Source organism: Halorubrum trapanicum (assembly GCF_017873555.1).
Lineage (GTDB): Archaea > Halobacteriota > Halobacteria > Halobacteriales > Haloferacaceae > Halorubrum > Halorubrum trapanicum.
In genome coordinates, this window is the sequence record NZ_JAGGKE010000011.1 from 79403 (window position 1) to 95158 (window position 15756).

Sequence of the window (15756 nt, forward strand, 5' to 3'; positions counted from 1 at the left end):
TTCCGCCCGTCGTTTGATACGCCGAAACGCCCTCAGATACCCCAAGCGGTACCTCTCGACGGATCTGAGGGCGTTTCTCGGCGGAGAAAGACGACGCTTAAGTAGCTCCGTTCGGAAGTAGACGTACGATGGCGAACGGCAAGTACGCGGCCCGTAAGCTCAAAAAGGACCGGCAGAAGCGCCGCTGGTCCGACTCCGAGTACGCTCGGCGCGAGCGCGGGCTCAAAAAGAAGTCCGACCCCCTGGAGGGTGCCCCGCAGGCGCGCGGCATCGTCCTGGAAAAGGTCGGCATCGAGGCAAAGCAGCCGAACTCGGCGATCCGAAAGTGCGTCCGGGTTCAGCTCATCAAAAACGGGAAGCAGGTCACCGCGTTCTGTCCCGGTGACGGCGCGATCTCGTTCATCGACGAGCACGACGAGGTCACGATCGCCGGGATCGGCGGCGCGAAGGGTCGCGCGATGGGCGACCTTTCCGGCGTCAACTACAAGGTCGAGAAGGTCAACGGCGTGTCGATGATCGAACTGGTTCGCGGTAACGCGGAGAAACCGGTCAGATGAGCGGTGAGGAGACCGAGGCGCCGTCCGAGGAGGACGTCGCCGCCGACGAGCCGGACCCGGACGCGCCCGCGTCCAGCGAGGCCGCAAACGAGAACGCCAAGCTGTTCGGCGTCTGGGATGTCACCGAGATCGCCTACGAGGACCCCTCGACGAAGCGATACATGACCGTGACGCCCATCGCGCACACGATGGGCCGCCACGCGTCCAAGCAGTTCAAGAAAAGCGAGATCTCGCTGGTCGAGCGCCTCATCAACCGTCTGATGCAGACGGACGAGAACACGGGGAAGAAACAGCAGGCGACGCGGATCGTCCGCGACGCCTTCGACATCATCCACGAGCGGACCGAGGAGAATCCGGCCCAGATCCTCGTGACGGCCGTCGAGAACGCCGCGCCCCGCGAGGAGACCGTCCGCCTGAAGTACGGCGGCATCTCCGTTCCGAAGGCGGTCGACGTCGCGCCCCAGCGCCGCGTCGATCAGGCGCTGCTTTTCATCTCCGACGGCGTCGCCAACGCGACGTACAAGTCGACGACCGCCGCCGCCGAGGCGCTCGCGAACGAGCTCACCACGGCCGCGGACTACGACGCCGAGCGCTCCTACTCCATCGCCCAGAAGGAGGAGCGCGAGCGCGTCGCCGCCGCCGCCCGCTGAACTCAGCGCCGGCGCTTTCTCTCTTCGTCTTTCCCGCCGACTACCGACGGGTCCGCCTCGATCGCGTGCGGGTCACTGATCGCGTACGGGTCACCGGTACGGTCGGCCGCGGCGTCGGCGCTGGCGGTCCGTGAAAAACAGGAAAATCGGTCGCGAGCGGTCCGCGTCGCGGTTCGGCTCAGTCGTCGGCCGGCGCCGCGCCGGAGCCGTCGTCCGCGTGCTGCTGTTTGACCCACGAGAGCTTGCCGCCGGCCGCGAGGATGTCGCGCTCGCGCTCGGAGGCGTCGAGGTCGGCGGTGAACTCCCACTCGCCGTTGACGCTCACGGTGAACTCCTCCTGCCCGGAGCGGACGCCCGCGGGCACGTCGTCGACGATCTCGAGGTCGTCGCCCTGGTCGATCTTCTCGTACGTCTCCGCGTCGATCGCCAGCGGGACGATCCCGAAGTTGAAGAGGTTCGCCTTGTGGATGCGGGCGAAGCTCTGCGCGAAGACCGCCTCGATGCCGAGGTACATCGGACAGAGCGCGGCGTGCTCGCGCGAGGAGCCCTGGCCGTAGTTCTCGCCGGCCACGAGGACGCCGCCGTCGGCGGCGAGCGCGCGCTCGGCGAACGTGTCGTCGACGCGCGAGAGCGTGAACTCGGAGAGCTTCTCGATGTTCGAGCGGAACTTCAGGATGTCCGCCGTCGCCGGGATGATGTGGTCGGTGGTGATGTTGTCCTCCATCTTGAGGAGCGCCTCACCGCCGTCCACGTCGATGTCGTCTTTCAGCGGCACGTCGCCGATGTTCGGCCCCTTGACGAGACCGTCGTCGATCGCCTCGTCGGGCGAGATGATGTCGGAGTCGTCCTGGCCCATGCCGGGACCGTACTTCGTCCCCATCTCCAGACCGGGCGCCTCGAGGTCGCCGAGCTCGTCCGCGAGGTCGCGCGGGTCGACGATCTCGCCGGTGATGGCCGCCGCGGTGGCGACCTCGGGCGAGCAGAGGAAGACGGAGTCGTCCTCGATGCCGGAGCGACCCTCGAAGTTGCGGTTGAAGGTGCGCAGCGAGACGGAGTCGGAGGCGGGAACGTGACCGATGCCGATACACGCGCCGCAGGTCGCCTCGGAGAAGTTGACGCCGGCCGCCATCATCTCCGCGGTCCAGCCCTCGCGGGCCAGCATCTCGGACGCCTGCTTCGAGCCGGGCGCGACGATCATCTCGGTCTGCTTGGCGACCTCGCGGTCCTCAAGCATCTTCGCGCTGGGGAGGATGTCCTCGTAGGCGCCGTTCGTACAGGAGCCGACGATGACTTGCTCGACGTCGGTGCCCTCGTACTCGCTGACGGGGGCGACGTTGTCGGGCATCGAGGGCGCGGCCACGAGCGGCTCGAGCTCGCCGAGGTCGACCTCGATCGTCTCCGCGTACTCCGCGTCGTCGTCGGGCTGGAGGTCGACGTACTCCTCCTCGCGGTCCTGGCGCGCGAGCCAGTCTTTCGTCTTCTCGTCGGTCGCGAAGATCGAGGAGGTGGCGCCCAGCTCGGTGCCGAGGTTCGTGATCGTGGTGCGCTCGGGGATCGTGAGCTTCTCGGCGCCGGGACCGGTGTACTCGAAGATCTTGCCGACGCCGCCCTTGACGGTCAGCTCGCCGAGCAGGTGGAGCGCCACGTCCTTCGCGGTCGCCCACTCGGGCAGCTCGCCCTCGAGGTGGACGTTGACGACCTCCGGCATCTCGACGTAGTAGGGACCGCCGCCCATCGCGACGGCGATGTCGAGACCGCCGGCGCCGATCGCGAGCTGGCCGAGTCCGCCGGGAGTCGGCGTGTGCGAGTCGGAGCCGAGCAGCGTCTTGCCGGGCGCCGCGAAGTTCTCCTTGTGGACCTGGTGGCAGATCCCGTTGCCGGGCCGGGAGAAGTACGCGCCGAACGTGCCGGCCGCGGAGCGGAGGAAGCGGTGGTCGTCGGTGTTCTTGAAGTCGAACTGGTACGTCTGGTGGTCGCAGTACTGCGCGGCCAGCTCCGTCTGGACCTCGTCGAGGTCGAGCGCCTCGAACTGGAGCCACACCATCGTCCCCGTCGTGTCCTGCGTCAGCACTTGGTCGATCTCGATGCCGATCTCCTCGCCGGGCGTCAGCTCGCCCTCGACGAGATGGTCATCGAGGATCTTCTCCGTAATCGTTTGTCCCATATCACGCAAAGATGGCTCTCCCGTGGATATAAAACCCGCGAGTTTCCCGAAGATCGACCGTGTTAGATCCCGCGCTCCGGCAACGTTCGCTTCGATCTCCGTGTGGTATCATTCACCGTGAAATACGTAGCCCTGCCGAGTGTTTTAGGTCATTAAACGTCTGAAACGGCCGAATTCGGGTGTCTCGCCGATCCCGGCGAGACCCGCCGCTTCGACCGCGATCGGCGCGCGGCGCGGGCGACACCGTTTAGGTTCGCCCGCGGTTCCGAACGCGCATGTTCGATTCCGGAGCCGCGGTCGCGGCGGCGCTCACCGCGGCCGGCGCCGACCTCGACGACGCGCAGCGACAGCCGAACGGCGTCGACCTCACCGTCGACGCGGTGTTCGAAGGGACCGAACCCGGACTCCTCGCGCGCGACGGGAAGCGCGTGGGCGAGCGCCGCGAACTGGAGCCGGAGGACGGCCGCTACCGACTCGACCGGGGAACGTACGTCGTGCGATACGGCGAGCCGGTGCGGATCCCGGAGGGGCGGATCGGCTTCGTCCTCCCGCGCTCGACGCTGCTGCGGAACGCCTGTACCCTCGACACCGCCGTCTGGGACGCGGGCTACGAGGGCGTCGGCGAGGGGAGACTCGATGTGGGGAACGCGATCGAGATCGAACCGGGTGCCCGCATCGCCCAGCTGGTGCTCGCCGAGGCCGATCACGACGGGACGTACGAGGGCGAGTATCAGGGCGAGCGACTCTAACGGCTGACTTCCGCGCGCGCGACACGTCGACGCGGCGCTGTGCGAGCGAATCGCTCGGTAGGTAAAGGAACGAACGGCACGCCCGTGCCGGGAAAAGGTGGCACGAGCGTGTCGTTCTGTAGGTCCCCGCTGACGCTTCGGCCCTCCAAGCGAAGCGTCACCTGAAACAAGCGGCGGTAGACACTTAAGCGTGCCGGGGCCGGCAGCGCTGTCGTATTAGACCGCGGAAATCCGTTCACAACAGTTCGCTAACACGGCCGACGAATCCCCCGACTGCGCCTCGGTCCCGGTCGCCGCGCGGAAGTTCGTCCTCGCGCTACTGCCGGGCGGGGTGATCCGCGCGGAGCCGCGACTGCCCCTCGCCGAGGAGTCGCTCGCGGAGCGTCTCCCCCGCGGGTTCGGCGTCGGTCTCGGGAACGAGGCCCCGTTCGCGAAGCTCCGGGACGACGAGGTCGACGAAGTCGACGAGCGAGTCGGGCCGGACGACCTCCTTGACGTTGAACCCGTGGACACCGACCTCCTCGTGCCAGCGCTGTAGCTCGTCGGCGACCTGCTCCGGCGTGCCGACGATCTTCGGGGAGGTGGTGCCGAGACCGCAGAACTCGGCGACCTCGCGGACCGTCCACTCGCGGTCGGGCTGGGCCTTCGTGAACGCGTTCATCGTCCCCTGGATCGCGTCCGTCTCGATGTGTTCGACCTTCTGCTCGGGGTCGAGTTCGGACAGATCCATGTCGAGGAAGCCGGACAAAAGCGCGAGCGTCGCCTCGACGTCGACGTGGCGCTTGTACTCCTCGTACTTCGCCTCCGCGAGCGCCTCCGTCTCGCCGACGACCGGCACCACGCCGATGAAGAAGCGGAGGCTCTCGGGGTCGCGGCCGGCGTCGGCCGCGCGCGACTTCACGTCCTCCATGTACTCGACGACGCCCGTCTCGGTCGGCTGGCTGGCGAAGACGGCCTCGGCGTTGCGCGCGGCGAACGACCGCCCGTAGTCCGAGGAGCCGGCCTGGTAGACGACGGGGGTACGCTGGGGCGACGGCTCGCAGCCGTGCGGGCCGGGCACCGAGAAGTGGTCGCCCTCGTGGTCGATCGCCGAGACCTTCTCCGGGTCGCTGTACCGGCCGGACTCGCGGTCGACCTCGACCGCGTCGTCCGCCCAGGAGTCCTCCCACAGCTTGTAACAGACGTCGAGGAACTCGTCGGCGCGCTCGTAGCGCGTCTCCTTGTCCATCCGCTCGTCGAGTCCGAGGTTCGCCGCGGCCGACTCCAGGTAGGAGGTGACCACGTTGATCGCGATCCGGCCGTCGGTGAGGTGATCGAGCGTCGAGAACTCCCGCGCGAGCTGGTAGGGGTGGTTGTACGTCGTCGAGCGCGTCACCGCGAAGCCGAGGTCGTCGGTGACCTCCGCCATCGCGGGGACGACGAGCTGCGGGTCGTTCGCCGGCGTCTGGACCGCCTTCTCGACGGCGACCTCGCGGTCGTCGCCGTACACGTCGTAGATGCCGCGTACGTCCGCGAAGAACACGGCGTCGAAGCCGCCCCGCTCCGCCGTGCGCGCGACCTCGGTCCAGTACTCGCGGTCGGCGTAGTCGGCCGACCGGTCGCCGGGATACCGCCACGACCCGGGCGAGACGTGCTCGACCGAGCTCATGGTGAAGAGGTTGAGATGTAGGTGTTCGGTCACGCCCCTCGCTACGCGCTCCGGGGTAATACGACCACAGGAAGTGGCGGCACTTGTCGCGGTCGCGGACGGTCGGCGAGCGGTGGAGGACGCGAGCGGTGGAGGACGCGAGCGGTGGAGAACGCGAGCGATGGAGGACGCGAGCGGCGACCCCGACCGGCCCCGCGAGCGCGCTACGCCGAGACCGACTCCGGCGAGGAGACGTACGCCGCGAAGTCGGAGGTGGTGATGATGCCGATCGGTTCGCCGCCGTCGACGACCGGTACGTGGTGGAAGCCGTGTTCGAGCATCGTCGCGGCGACCGCCGCGACGTCGTCCTGCGCGCTCGCCGTGATCGGGTCGACGGTCATGTACCGCTCGACGGTCGTCTCGGCCTTCGGCTGGCTCTTCGCGACGATGTCGACGAAGTCGGTCGAGGTTAAGATCCCGACCAGCCCCCCGTCGTCGTCCACGACCAGCACCGAGCTGATGTCGTTCTCCAGCAGGACCGCGGCCGCGTCCTCGACCAGCGTGTCCGGCGTCACCGTGTGGAGGTCCGTCGACATCAGTCGCGCCACGAACACGTCTTCGATCTCGTCCATACCCGAAAACACCCGTCCTCGCCGTATAAGCGTTCTCACAGATACCGTGAGAGCCCGGACTGTCGGCGCGGCCCGCCTCCCTCGGGCGCCGCGACCCACGCGGTCCGCTCGTCCCGGAGGCGCTCTCGGTCCGCATCCGGGGGGTCGGCCGGGTCGAAGGCGGGACAGCCGCTCCCGCACTCGCGGCCGGGATCGACCACGCGGTCGAACTGCGCGCAGCGGGGCCGCCCGTCGGCGGTCGCCTCCCCGTGCGCGCACGCCGGCGGCTCCGGGCGCCACCCCTTCCCGTACGCGCGCTCGGCGATCCGGCGCCGCTTTCGCGCCTTCGACTCCGAGTCGACGAGCGCGACGTCCGTGCGAGAGGGGCGCTCCGCCCTGATCTCGACCCCGGGCGCGTCCGGGTCGAGCGGCGTCGGCTCGCGGACCACCTCGCGCTCGCCCGTCTCGGGGTCGAACCGCCAGACGCCGACCGCCTCCGGGATCCGGTTGAGGTGCGCGCGGGTGACGTAGGAGGCGGTCGCGAGGACGACGCGGTCGAAGAGGCCGAGCGCGGCGTCGTACCGCAGCTGCGCCTCCAGGTCGCCCGGCGTCCCGAGGTCGGGCTTGTTCTCGACGGCGACGAGGTCGCCGACCCAGTCGTCCGGGTAGCGCGCGGTCGCGCGCACGGCCTCCCGCCCGTTCCGCCGCTCGCGTTCGAGGTAGCCGACCTCGACCGCGCGCTCGACGACCGCGGCGGCCCGCTCCGGCGTCAGGTCGAACGCGTCCGCGACGGGCACGGCCTCGCCCGGGCCGACGGCGGTCTCGATGGCGGGGTCTGGGATGCGCTCGGCGCTGATCGCGGCGCGGTCGTCGAAGCCGGGACCGGGCGAGAGCAGACAGACGTCGACGATGCGCGCCCCGGGGGTCTCGACGCCCGCGCCGAGCTGGCGGGCGACGACGCGGTTCGGGGATTCGAGCGCGGCGCAAAGCGCCAGCTCGAACCGGTACTCCATGCGGGAGCAAGGGACGCAGCGGGCTAAAGCGCGTCGGCGGTCGAAACCGGTATTCCCCGCCGCCCCCTACCGCGACCATGCGCCGGGTCACCCGGAATCTCCTCGTCGCCATCGCCCTGGTCGTCGTCGCGCTGCTCGCGCTCGGCGCGCTCCCGAGCTACCTCGGGAGCGGCGACCCCTACTACCTCACGGTCGAACCGATCGAGACGAACGGCACCGCCGCCGACGTGAACAACGTCTCCGACCGGCGGTACCCGTACCTCATCGGCGCGATAGAGAGCGACGGGCGCTCCGAGGGGTACCAGACCGGCCCGTACGGGATGAAGGAGTGGTTCACGCACACGCCGTTCGACGAGGTCGACGCGCTCACCCAGCAGGTGCCGAACGCCTCGACGGAGACCGGCGTCAGGGTGCGTCGTAACGGCGAGACGTACCACGCGGAGGTGGTTCGCCCGTGACCGATAAAAAATCGGATCCCGACGAACCAGCCGCCGACCTCCGCGACCTCCCCGCGTTCTCCGACGGCCGCAACCACTCGCTGCCCGGCGAGCCGGAGTGGCCGGTGAGAGACGTCGTCGTCGAGTACGACGAGGGCTGGTTCGTCGGCGGCTACGACCGCGTCGAGCAGCCCGACGGGACCGAGAAGAAGTACTACTGGGCCGAGCTGTCGCCCGCGACGGTGATCGTCGCGGTCGCCGACGGGCAGGTGCTGTTCGTCGAGCAGTACCGTCCGACCGTGCGGAACACCCAGCTGGAGCTGCCGGCGGGAATCGTCGAATCCGGCGAGTCCTACACCGAGGCGGGGGCGCGCGAACTCGCCGAGGAGACCGGCTTCGAGCCGTCTTCGACGTCGCTGCTCCAGGAGGTGTGGTGTTCGACCGGCGTGTTGCGCCACGAGCGCGGCTACGTGTTCGCGGAGGGGCTGGAGCCGGTCGACGTCGACCACGACAGCAACGAGTTCCTCGCGCCGCGGGCGGTCCCGGTCGACGAGGCCCTGGAAGTCGCGCGCTCGCCGCCGACGAACGACGCGACGCTGGAGGGCCTGCTCCTCGCCGAGCGCGAGGGGCTGCTGTAGAACCGGCGGTCGCCCGCGAACCCCTCTCAGCCCGCCGAAGAACCCGACGTACGTCCAGTTCCCCGCGACGACGGGGAGGTATTAGTCGCCTCGGTCCCTGTGTCCCACCATGAGTCAGACCTCGGAGCAGTCGGTGTTGCTGTCGGACGACCCGCCGCTCGACCTCCGCCTCTCGGAGGCGGAGCTGGAGGCGACCCGCGAGCGCATCGTCTCGTTCGTCCGCGACGTGGTCGACGACGCGGGCGCCGAGGGTGCGGTCCTCGGTCTCTCGGGCGGTATCGACTCGACGCTCACCGCGCACCTCGCGGTCGAGGCGCTCGGGGAGGAGGGTCTCCACGGGATCACGATGCCCTCGTCGGTGAACGACGCGGACGTGATGAGCGACGCGGAGCGCGTCGCCCACGACCTCGGCATCGAGTACGACGTGGTCGAGATACAGCCGATCGCGGAGGCGTTCTTCGATGCGTTCCCCGAGGCGGCAGACGACCGCACCGCCGCGGGCAACGTCTACGTCCGCACCCGCGCCGTGCTGAACTACTTCGTCGCCAACGCGGAGGACCGCGTCGTCCTCGGGACCGGGAACCGCGCGGAGGCGATGACGGGCTACTTCACGAAGTACGGCGACCAGGCGGTCGACTGCAACCCGATCGGGAACCTTTACAAACAGCAGGTGCGACAGCTGGCCGCGCACGTCGGCGTCCCCCGCGACCTCGTGATGCAGGAGCCGACCGCGGGCATGTGGGAGGGACAGACCGACGCCGCGGAGATGGGACTCGACTACGACACCGTCGACGCGATCCTCGCGGTCCACGTCGACGGCGGCCTCTCACGGGCGGCGACCGTCCGCGAACTCGATGTCCCCCAGGCGGCCGTCGACCGCGTGGTCGACCTCTACGAGCGCAGCGCCCACAAGCGAGCGATGCCGCCGGCGCCCGAACGCGACTTATAAAGAACTGATGCGGTGGCGCGTGCCGACGAGCGCCTGGAGGGCGCGAGTCGCACGCGCGAGGGAGTCGCGAACGCCCGCAGGGCGTGAGCGACGAGGCTGGGGAGGCGTGAGGTGCGGTTGCTGTGCGGGGCGGGACTCAAAGGCTGGGGCTTTGAAGATGTTCTCCGTCGGTCCGTCGGCAGTTATTTATAAATGAGCGGCTGGGATTTGCGAGGGAGTCAACCACTCTTCCCCCGTCGGCCGGTTCGATCACGGCTGGCCGATGCGATTTAATACGATTAGATACAACTTGATACACACGATGCCGATCTCGAAGGACGACTTCCAAACGATAGACGAGCAGGAGGGGACCGTGGACCTCGGACCGGACACGACGCAGGGGAAGATACACCGGTTCCTGCTCGAAAACGCCGATCAGGCGTTCCGTCAGCGCGAGGTCGTCGACGGCGTCGACGTCCCGAAGGGAAGCGTCGGACCCACCCTCAAGCGCCTCGAACGGCACGGGCTCGTCACCCACCGCGGTCGGTACTGGAAAATCGCCGACGCAGAACACGCGACCGCGTCGGCGGCCCGCCTCGGCGCCGCCGCGGCCGACGCGAGAGACGGCGGTTTCTCCGACGAGGAGGTCGAGACGTGGATGGAGACCGCCGTCGACCCCATCGAGGAGCGCGACGACGAGGACGCGTAGATGGCGTCGCGAGGCGATGTCGGTGGGCTCCTGACCCGTTCACATCGGGCGACGGGAACCCCAGGCCGTGGCTGGTCGTGTCGGCCGAGCGCCTGCCGTAGCGAAACGAGGAGTCGATCGCGATCGCGTTCACCACGCAATCACACCACTCCGATAGTTTTGCGGTACCGAGCGAGGCGTGGATTCGGGGAGAACCGAGTACGCAGAGTCACGTCCTGCCGTGGTCAGTAGTGACGCTGAAAGACGGGATCCACGTTGTCGGAACTCAGGGAACGGTCACGGACGAGTTCACGGAGCGCGTTACAACCGCCCTGATCGCCTACCTCGATCCGTCGGTAGAAGGCGGCAGTTAAAAGCAGAGATCGAGGGTATCGTCGCTCTCAGAACTCCCGAAGCGCTTCCAGCACCTCGTACGCCGAGCCGTCGTCGATCACTTCGCGGGCCGCGTCGAGGCCCTCTTCGATCGACTCCGCGCCCTCGCCCGCGTAGATCCGGAGCGCGGCGTTGACCGCGACAGCGTCCGCGAAGGCGCCGTCGCGCTCGCCGGCCAGCACGTCCTCGGTGATCGCGGCCGACTCGCCCGCCACGTCGTCGACCGCGAGGTCCTCCTCTTCGAGGTCCATCCCGTAGTCGGCGGTCTCGATCTCGAAGTCGTCGAAGGAGGCACCCTCGCTGCCGGCGCCGCCGTCGGCTCCGTCCGCGTCGCCGTCTCCCGCTGCGTCCCACTCGGCGACCTTCGTGTAGCCGGGACGCACGTCGTCGTACCCCTCCATGCCCTGGAACATCAGGACGCGGTCGAGGTCGTGGAACTCGCTCTCGACGAACGTGTCGACCACCTTCTTCGCGAACGCGAGGTGGTAGAAGGAGCCGAGGTGCGTCGAGGCGCCCGCGGGGTTCGCCAGCGTCTCGACGGTGTTGACGAACGACCGGACGCCCATCATGTCGCGGCGCTCGAACAGGTCGTCGATGGCGGGGTTGAACGCGGGCTGGTAGTAGAAGCCGAAGCCGGTCTCGTCGACCATGTCGGCGGAGTCCGACGGGGTCAGCTCCGTGTGGACGCCCAGTTCGTCGAGGACGTGCTTGTACGCGTCCTGCTTCTGCGTGGGAACCCGGTCGCCCGAGTGGACGACGACCGGCGTGCCCGCGGCGGCCGCGACCGCTCCCGCGGCCACGCCGAGGATCGCGGTCCGCCCCTTCCCGTCGTAGTTGGCGCCGCAGTCGACGGGGTCGGCGTCGGGTTCGGCGTACTCGACGCGATCGCACATCACGTCGACGTACGCGCCCAGCTCCTCGGGCGTGTTCCGCTTCCAGCGGTTCGCGAGCCAGAACGCCCCGAGCGTCGTCGGGTCCGGCTCGCCCGCGAGGATGCGCTCGAACGCCTCGGTCGCCTGCGCGCGCGTCAGGTCGTCGGCCGACTTGTGGCCGGAGCCGCAGACCTCGGTCATCAGCCGCTTGAGGGGCCACTCGCCGAACTCCTGGGTCGCCTGAGCCATACGCTCCGTTCGGGTTCTCCGACGAAAAGTCCCCCGCTCGACTCCCGCGCGACGGGAACGCCTCCGACCTCCTCCAGCGCCGCCGACACGAGGCCGAAGCGACGCGCGCGAGCGACGAACACCGTCGAGCCGCCGGCTCGCGCCGACTCCGTGACACACGTTCACATAAGTTAACTGGACGAACGTCTCTTCTTTGGCTAAAAATATCTAAATACATGTGCTTATACGCTTTTCATATTCTGTAATACACCTCAAAAGGCGTTAGAGTTATATGTTCGTCCATCTACTGAGAAGTTGTTCCCGATGACGTCCAAATCCGTCGCGACCGCGCTCACGCTGTATCGCTCCCGCACGCTGACGCTCGAACAGGCCGCGACCGTCGGCGGCTGCTCGACGACGCAGCTCGAGGAGAGCGCTCGGGCGTTCGCGCCCACGCCGGGCGAGGATCCCGCCGCCGACTGACGCGTTCGGCGTCCACCGCACCCCGCTGACGACCGGTCGGTCCGGATCCCCTGTGACCCTCGAACCGTCTCCGAAACCCGTACGTAGGCGCGACTCCAACTCGACGTAATGAGTCTGGACGCCGACTGGCGGGCCGACCTCGACGCGGTCGACGCGGCCCTCATCGACGAGTACCAGAGCGGCTTCCCCGTCGAGTCGCGCCCGTTCGAGCGGGTCGCCCGCGAGATAGCGGCCGAGACGGGCGTCGACGTCGACGCCGCCGACGTTCTCGACCGCGTCCGCGACCTCCGCGACCGCGGCGTGTTCCGGCGGTTCGGCGCCGTGCTCAACCCGCCGGTCATCGGCTCCTCGACGCTCGCGGCGGTGCGTGCCCCCGAGGACCGGTTCGACGAGGTCGCGGAGGTCATCAACGGCTACCGGCAGGTGAACCACAACTACCGCCGCGACCACGAGTGGAACCAGTGGTTCGTCGTCACCGCCAGCTCCCGAGAGCGACGGGACGAGATCCTCGCCGATATCGAGGAACGCACCGGCTGCGAGGTGCTGGCGCTCCCGATGCTCACGGACTACTACATCGACCTGGAGTTCCCCGTCGTCAACGGCGATCGGTTCGCCCGGGAGTCCGGCGAGGCGCGAAGCGCCTCGGACTCCGCGAGCGGGGAGCGAAGCGACCCGCGGGCGTCCGAGACCGACGTCTCCGCCACCCGCATCTCCGAGAACGCCCGCGGCGATCTCTCCCCGTTGGAGGCCGACCTCCTCCTCACGATCCAAGGCGGCTTCCCGCTGTCCGCGACCCCCTACGCCGACGTGGCGAGCGAGATCGACGCCCCGGTCGACGACGTGCTCGCGGCGGTCGAGCGACTGCTCGCGGACGGCTGTATCAAGCGCATCGGCTGTGTCGTCAACCACGTCGTCACCGGGTTCACGAACAACTGTATGGTGGTCTGGGACGTGCCCGACGAGGAGCTCGACGAGCGCGGCGAGGCGGTCGGGAGCCTCCCGTACGTCACCCTCTGTTACCACCGGCCGCGCCGCCCCGAACAGGAGTGGGAGTACAACCTGTTCACGATGATCCACGGCCGCGAGGCCGAGGCCGTCGACGCGAAGATCGACGAGCTGGCGGCCGACCACCTCCCCTTCTCACACGAGCGGCTCTACTCGACGGAGACGCTGAAACAGACCGGCGCGCGCTACGAGGATCTCGTCGCCGATTCGCCCGGTTCGGGGCCGGAGTAACCGAAAAAACGGCCGCGGTTTCCGCTCAGTCGTCGCTCGGCTCCGCGGCGGCCGCGTCCGGCGACTCCAACGCCGCCGCCAGGTCGCTCGCATCGCCGACTCCGAGGCGGTCGAGCGCGTCCGCGCCCGCGACGGCGACCGCGACGAACCCCACCTTGGAGACGACGTCGAGGTAGACGAACACGAGCATCTCCGTCGCGGGCGTCAGGATTCCGAAGCCAGTCGGCGCGAGCAGCCACACCACGGGGTACAGCGTCCACAGGACCACCGTGATGTTCCGGAGCGTGCCGAAGACGGCCGTGACCCGGTCCGCCTCCGCCGACGCCGACCGCGGGAGCGTGACGAGCAGGCCGTACACCAGCGCGGCGTAGGCGGCGCCGGCGACGCCGAACGCGACCCACGATGTCGTCCCGGTCGTCGTGGAGGCGACGACGCCGCCCGCGATGATCACTACGTCGACCCCGATCAGCCCGACGAGCACCCGGCGCGGCGGCCGCGCGAGGAGGCCGAGGAACAGGATGAGAAGCGGCGTCGTCACGAGCCAGTCGAGGTACCGCGCGGCTTCGAGGTCGCCGCCGGGGGTCGACACGACGCCGAACCCGAGCGCCATCGCCAGGTACGCCAGCGCCGCGACGCCGGTAACCCCGGCGAGCGTGGCGTAGTGGAGCGCGTGAGAGTCGCCCTCGTCCGACCCCGCGACCCAGCGCCACAGCGGCGGGACGGTTCCCGCGCCCATCGCGAGGACTCCGAGCCACGCCCAGACGGCCGTGTCGACGATCATCTCGAATCACCTCCCTCGGCGTCGCCGTCGTTCGGCGCGCCGCTGACGAACTCGAACTCGCCGCCGTCGGAGGCGACGGTCTCGCCCCCCGTCCCGGCGTCGGCGTCGACTGCCCCCGAAATCTCGCTCTCGTCGGCGTCGAACGAGAAGCCGTCGACGGCGCGCCTGAGCGCGCGCGCCCGCTCGGACAGCGACCCGGCTGCGTTCTCGACCGCGCCGAGAGTCTGTTCCTGCTCGTCGACCGCGCCGGTCACGTCGCCGGCCGCGCTCGCGGTCTGTGCGCTGATCGCGGAGACGTCCTCGACGTGGCCGACGACCGCGTCGACGGAGTCCGCCTGCGTCTCGGTCGCGTTGGTGATCTCGGTCATGCTCGTGTCCGTCCGCTCGGAGGCCTCCGCGAGCCGTTCGAGCGCGTCGATCGACGTCTCGACGGTGTCGACCCCGGCGGAGATCCGCTCTTCGGTGCGGGCCATCGCCTCGGCGCCGGTCTCGGCGCGCTCCTGGACCGCGTGGATCCGGGCTTCGATCTCGCCCGCGGACTCCTGGGTCTCCTCCGCGAGCGACTTCACCTCCTCCGCGACGACCGCGAAGCCGGCGCCGTCCGCGCCGGAGCGGGCCGCCTCGATCGACGCGTTCAGCGCCAGCAGGTTCGTCTGCTCGGCGATCTCCGAGATGGTGTCGACCACCTCGCCGATCTCCTCGACCTCCGCGGCGAGCGCTTCGACCTCGGCGGTCGTCTCCGCGGTCGTCTCCTCGACCGCGTCCATCTCGGCGAGCGCCTCCTCGGCCGCCTCGCGGCCCTCCTCGCCCACCTCGGCCGCGTGTTCGGCCGTCTCCGCGACGTCCGTGACGGTCGAGGCGACCTCCTCGGCGGAGGAGGCGAGGTTCTCCGCCTCGTCCGTCGCGGCTTGGAGGTCGTCGCGCTGCGTCCGCGCCCCCTCGGCGATCTCCGAGACCGCCTCGCTCACGGTTCCTGTCGTCGCCCGCAGGCTGTCGGTCCGGTCGTCGACGGTACCGGCGACGTCGGCGGTGTCCTCCGCGACGGTCGCGACCGAGGCGACGGTCCCCTCCAGCTCCGCGGCCATCTCGTTGAACGCGGCGCCGACCCGCGCCATCGCCTCGTTGTCGCCCTCCGGGTCGACCCGCTGCGTCAGGTCGCCGTCGGCGAGCGCGCGCATGGCGGCCTCGTACTCCGTCGCCTTCCGCTCGACCGTCTCGGCGCGCGCGTCCGCCTCCCGTCGGGCCCGCTCGGCCTCCTCGCGGGCCTGCTCCGCGTCGTCGATCTCCGAGCGCAGCGAGCCGCGCATCTCGTCGAACGCGCCGAACAGGCGGCCGATTTCGTCGGGCCGGCCGGACTCAAGCTCGACCGTGAGGTCGCCCTCGGCCATCCGCTCGGCCTTCCCGGTGAGCTGACGGAGCGCGATCACCGTGTTCGAGCCGACGGTGACCCCGATGAGCGCGAGTCCGATCACCGTCAGAAGCGACATGCCGACGAGCCCGGAACGGACCTCCGCTCCGGCCCCGCCGAGCTCCGTCGCTCTGAGGTACACTACCGCCCCGTACGCCACCGAAACCCCCATAACCGCGACCAGCGACAGCGCGAGCCGTGTGCCGTAGCTGGACCGAACCCTGGCGATCGGTCCCTTGTCCATGATGTGTCCGTTCAGAGCATCCCGACCGGTATAATAACTTCTCGCCAGA

The 15756-nt window shown here is 69.3% G+C and carries 17 protein-coding genes; 10 read left to right on the top strand and 7 right to left on the bottom strand.

Annotation, left to right across the window (positions count from 1 at the left end; all coding sequences use genetic code 11):
* Positions 1–128: 128 nt before the first annotated feature.
* A complete protein-coding gene (locus J2744_RS12270; RefSeq protein ID WP_004599087.1) occupies positions 129–557 on the top strand; it encodes a 30S ribosomal protein S12 in 429 nt (142 codons plus the stop codon).
* Positions 554–1207, top strand: coding sequence for a 30S ribosomal protein S7 (locus tag J2744_RS12275; RefSeq protein WP_210113638.1), 654 nt, complete (start codon positions 554–556; stop codon positions 1205–1207). Before J2744_RS12270 ends, J2744_RS12275 begins: the two co-directional genes overlap by 4 nt.
* Before the next feature lie 178 nt (positions 1208–1385).
* Here J2744_RS12275 and J2744_RS12280 read toward each other — a convergent pair whose 3' ends face one another.
* On the bottom strand, positions 1386–3371 hold the full coding sequence (locus tag J2744_RS12280; protein ID WP_210113639.1) for an aconitate hydratase: 1986 nt from the start codon (positions 3369–3371) through the stop codon (positions 1386–1388).
* A gap of 275 nt (positions 3372–3646) precedes the next feature.
* Here J2744_RS12280 and J2744_RS12285 point away from each other — a divergent pair, with 275 nt between their 5' ends.
* Complete coding sequence (locus tag J2744_RS12285) at positions 3647–4120, top strand: deoxyuridine 5'-triphosphate nucleotidohydrolase (protein WP_210113640.1); 474 nt, start codon at positions 3647–3649, stop codon at positions 4118–4120.
* Positions 4121–4436: 316 nt separating this feature from the next.
* Here the strand turns inward: J2744_RS12285 and J2744_RS12290 are convergent, their stop codons facing one another.
* From J2744_RS12290 to J2744_RS12300, 3 genes are all read right to left on the bottom strand, one after another.
* Entirely contained in the window at positions 4437–5801 is a 1365-nt protein-coding gene (locus J2744_RS12290) for an LLM class flavin-dependent oxidoreductase (protein ID WP_210113641.1), read from the bottom strand.
* Positions 5802–5971: 170 nt separating this feature from the next.
* Positions 5972–6379, bottom strand: a complete 408-nt coding sequence (locus J2744_RS12295; RefSeq protein WP_210113642.1) for a CBS domain-containing protein — start codon at positions 6377–6379, stop codon at positions 5972–5974.
* Between the two features lie 35 nt (positions 6380–6414).
* Positions 6415–7371, bottom strand: coding sequence for a DUF5787 family protein (locus J2744_RS12300; protein ID WP_210113643.1), 957 nt, complete (start codon positions 7369–7371; stop codon positions 6415–6417).
* Positions 7372–7448: 77 nt separating this feature from the next.
* Here J2744_RS12300 and J2744_RS12305 point away from each other — a divergent pair, with 77 nt between their 5' ends.
* From J2744_RS12305 to J2744_RS15450, 5 genes are all read left to right on the top strand, one after another.
* The gene (locus J2744_RS12305; protein WP_210113644.1) at positions 7449–7829 is read left to right on the top strand and encodes a hypothetical protein; all 381 of its coding nucleotides are present in this window, start codon (positions 7449–7451) and stop codon (positions 7827–7829) included.
* The gene (locus J2744_RS12310) at positions 7826–8446 is read left to right on the top strand and encodes an NUDIX hydrolase (protein WP_210113645.1); all 621 of its coding nucleotides are present in this window, start codon (positions 7826–7828) and stop codon (positions 8444–8446) included. Before J2744_RS12305 ends, J2744_RS12310 begins: the two co-directional genes overlap by 4 nt.
* Positions 8447–8555: 109 nt before the next feature.
* A complete protein-coding gene (locus J2744_RS12315; RefSeq protein ID WP_210113646.1) occupies positions 8556–9395 on the top strand; it encodes an NAD+ synthase in 840 nt (279 codons plus the stop codon).
* Between the two features lie 301 nt (positions 9396–9696).
* The gene (locus J2744_RS12320; protein ID WP_210113647.1) at positions 9697–10083 is read left to right on the top strand and encodes a helix-turn-helix domain-containing protein; all 387 of its coding nucleotides are present in this window, start codon (positions 9697–9699) and stop codon (positions 10081–10083) included.
* 230 nt (positions 10084–10313) lie between these two features.
* The gene (locus J2744_RS15450) at positions 10314–10436 is read left to right on the top strand and encodes a hypothetical protein (RefSeq protein ID WP_280921421.1); all 123 of its coding nucleotides are present in this window, start codon (positions 10314–10316) and stop codon (positions 10434–10436) included.
* Positions 10437–10463: 27 nt separating this feature from the next.
* On the opposite strand, the gene J2744_RS12325 is transcribed toward J2744_RS15450, so the two are convergent.
* Positions 10464–11576, bottom strand: a complete 1113-nt coding sequence (locus tag J2744_RS12325) for an anthranilate phosphoribosyltransferase (RefSeq protein ID WP_210113648.1) — start codon at positions 11574–11576, stop codon at positions 10464–10466.
* A 303-nt stretch (positions 11577–11879) separates the two neighbouring features.
* Here J2744_RS12325 and J2744_RS12330 point away from each other — a divergent pair, with 303 nt between their 5' ends.
* Together J2744_RS12330 and ahbB are read left to right on the top strand one after the other, a co-directional pair.
* Positions 11880–12038 carry a DUF7317 family protein gene (locus J2744_RS12330; RefSeq protein WP_210113649.1) on the top strand — a complete coding sequence of 53 codons (159 nt, stop codon included), beginning with the start codon at positions 11880–11882 and terminating at the stop codon, positions 12036–12038.
* Between the two features lie 108 nt (positions 12039–12146).
* Positions 12147–13274, top strand: coding sequence for a siroheme decarboxylase subunit beta (ahbB, locus tag J2744_RS12335; RefSeq protein ID WP_210113650.1), 1128 nt, complete (start codon positions 12147–12149; stop codon positions 13272–13274).
* A 25-nt stretch (positions 13275–13299) separates the two neighbouring features.
* Here the strand turns inward: ahbB and J2744_RS12340 are convergent, their stop codons facing one another.
* Both J2744_RS12340 and J2744_RS12345 read right to left on the bottom strand, forming a co-directional pair.
* On the bottom strand, positions 13300–14055 hold the full coding sequence (locus tag J2744_RS12340) for a bacteriorhodopsin (protein WP_210113651.1): 756 nt from the start codon (positions 14053–14055) through the stop codon (positions 13300–13302).
* Positions 14052–15707 (bottom strand): methyl-accepting chemotaxis protein, encoded by a 1656-nt coding sequence (locus J2744_RS12345; RefSeq protein ID WP_210113652.1) that lies wholly within the window; start codon positions 15705–15707, stop codon positions 14052–14054. The genes J2744_RS12340 and J2744_RS12345 overlap by 4 nt, the downstream gene beginning before the upstream one ends.
* Between the last annotated feature and the right edge of the window lie 49 nt (positions 15708–15756).

What these genes read in the sequence shown, in the direction of transcription:
- J2744_RS12270 (WP_004599087.1), top strand. Translation starts at nt 129, where the DNA reads ATGGCGAACGGCAAGTACGCGGCCCGTAAGCTCAAAAAGGACCGGCAG.
- J2744_RS12275 (WP_210113638.1), top strand. Translation starts at nt 554, where the DNA reads ATGAGCGGTGAGGAGACCGAGGCGCCGTCCGAGGAGGACGTCGCCGCC.
- J2744_RS12280 (WP_210113639.1), bottom strand. Translation starts at nt 3,371, where the DNA reads ATGGGACAAACGATTACGGAGAAGATCCTCGATGACCATCTCGTCGAG.
- J2744_RS12285 (WP_210113640.1), top strand. Translation starts at nt 3,647, where the DNA reads ATGTTCGATTCCGGAGCCGCGGTCGCGGCGGCGCTCACCGCGGCCGGC.
- J2744_RS12295 (WP_210113642.1), bottom strand. Translation starts at nt 6,379, where the DNA reads ATGGACGAGATCGAAGACGTGTTCGTGGCGCGACTGATGTCGACGGAC.
- J2744_RS12300 (WP_210113643.1), bottom strand. Translation starts at nt 7,371, where the DNA reads ATGGAGTACCGGTTCGAGCTGGCGCTTTGCGCCGCGCTCGAATCCCCG.
- J2744_RS12305 (WP_210113644.1), top strand. Translation starts at nt 7,449, where the DNA reads ATGCGCCGGGTCACCCGGAATCTCCTCGTCGCCATCGCCCTGGTCGTC.
- J2744_RS12315 (WP_210113646.1), top strand. Translation starts at nt 8,556, where the DNA reads ATGAGTCAGACCTCGGAGCAGTCGGTGTTGCTGTCGGACGACCCGCCG.
- J2744_RS12320 (WP_210113647.1), top strand. Translation starts at nt 9,697, where the DNA reads ATGCCGATCTCGAAGGACGACTTCCAAACGATAGACGAGCAGGAGGGG.
- J2744_RS12325 (WP_210113648.1), bottom strand. Translation starts at nt 11,576, where the DNA reads ATGGCTCAGGCGACCCAGGAGTTCGGCGAGTGGCCCCTCAAGCGGCTG.
- J2744_RS12330 (WP_210113649.1), top strand. Translation starts at nt 11,880, where the DNA reads ATGACGTCCAAATCCGTCGCGACCGCGCTCACGCTGTATCGCTCCCGC.
- ahbB (WP_210113650.1), top strand. Translation starts at nt 12,147, where the DNA reads ATGAGTCTGGACGCCGACTGGCGGGCCGACCTCGACGCGGTCGACGCG.
- J2744_RS12340 (WP_210113651.1), bottom strand. Translation starts at nt 14,055, where the DNA reads ATGATCGTCGACACGGCCGTCTGGGCGTGGCTCGGAGTCCTCGCGATG.
- J2744_RS12345 (WP_210113652.1), bottom strand. Translation starts at nt 15,707, where the DNA reads ATGGACAAGGGACCGATCGCCAGGGTTCGGTCCAGCTACGGCACACGG.